This is a genomic window from Streptomyces sp. NPDC002690 (assembly GCF_053592415.1).
Window position 1 is genome coordinate 1 of sequence record NZ_JBSFVR010000729.1, and the last position, 1,415, is coordinate 1,415.

At 75.5% G+C, this 1,415-nt stretch carries 2 protein-coding genes; both read right to left on the reverse strand.

Annotation, left to right across the window (positions count from 1 at the left end):
• Positions 1 to 665, reverse strand: a 665-nt coding sequence (locus tag ACWD3D_RS37085; RefSeq protein ID WP_451465026.1) for a condensation domain-containing protein, incomplete at its 3' end; no start/stop codon positions are given.
• Positions 666 to 741: 76 nt separating this feature from the next.
• Positions 742 to 1,415: AMP-binding protein (locus tag ACWD3D_RS37090; protein WP_451465027.1), on the reverse strand; the 674-nt coding region annotated here is incomplete at its 5' end.

A 1,415-nucleotide genomic window follows, 5' to 3' on the forward strand; every position in this document is an offset into this window, starting at 1 on the left:
CGGAAGGTGCGGCGCGGCGGGCGCGGCCGGTCGGTCGGCAGGGCCAGCGGCTGCGGGGCGCCGGCCAGCTCGGTCCGCCAGTAGTCGACCTGCCGGGCCGCGACGCTGTCCGGGTTGTCCAACTCGCCGAGCAGCTCCTGCTGCCAGAGCGTGTAGTCCGCGTACTGGACCGGCAGCGGCTCCCAGTCGGGTTCCTGTCCGTCGGCGCGGCACACGTAGGCGGTCGTGAGGTCGCGGGCCAGCGGCGCCACCGAGGTGCCGTCGCCGGCGATGTGGTGCAGCAGGATGATCAGAACGTGCTCGGCCGGGCCGACCTCCAGCAGGCTGACCCGGACCGGGATCTCGGCCTCCAGGTCGAACAGGTGGCCCACCGCGTCCTCGACGGCGCCGGCCACCTGTGCGGGCTCGACGGTGCGGGTGGGGACCTCGATGACGACCTCGTCCGCGGGGAGGATCCGCTGGAAGGCCACGCCCTGCTCGTCCTCACCGATGACGGTGCGCAGGCTCTCGTGGCGGCGTACCAGGTCGCGGACGGCCAGGGCCATCAGGCCGGCGTCCACCTCGGCCTTCAGCCGCAGCACCACCGGCTGGTTGTAGGTGGCCGACGGCCCTTCGAACCGGTACAAAAACCACAGCCGGCTCTGCGCGAACGACAACGGGATCATGCCATTACCTCTCGGAATCCGTGGGCGGGCGCAGGCGGTTCGGGCCTTCGGGCCCGGTCGAGCCTGGTCGCGCGGGTCACTGCTGGTCGGTGCGACCGAAGTGCACCAGTTCGCCGGTCCGGGTCCGCCGGACCAGGTCGCCGGTGCGGTACATCCGGCCGCCGGCCGGGTCGAAGGGGTTCGCCACGAAGCGGGACGCGGTCAGGCCCGCGTCCCCGGGGTAGCCGCGGCCGAGGCCGGGCCCTGCGAGGTAGAGCTCGCCGGTCACCCGCGGCGGGACCGGCGCGAGGCCGGGGCCGAGCACGAGCGCCTGGACGTCCGGCAGTGGCAGGCCGAGCGACTCCGCGCCCTGCGCGCGGATCGTCGCGTGGCCGGTCTCCGGGCAGCCGAATCCGTCGAGGACGCGGGTGCCCGGCAGGTCGGCGCCGACCTCGTCCAGCGCGAGCGCGGCGCCCACGGTCCAGGCGACGAACGCCTCGACGACGGGTGTGCCGGGGCCCGAGGGCGCGGCGACCCGCTCGCCCGGCGCGACACCGAACGCCTCGGCCAGTCGGGCGGCCCGGCTGCCGATGCCGCGGTGGGTCACGGCCGCGCCTGGGGTGCCCGGCGGGCCGGCGAGGTACGCGAGGTGCTGCGACCGCAGCGGCCGGAGGCGGTCGGCGTCACTCGGCGCCTCGTCGACGCCGGCCGGCCAGGCCGTCGGCGGACCAGGGACGGTGCCCACCGGTCCAGGTCGTCGTAGAGGGACTC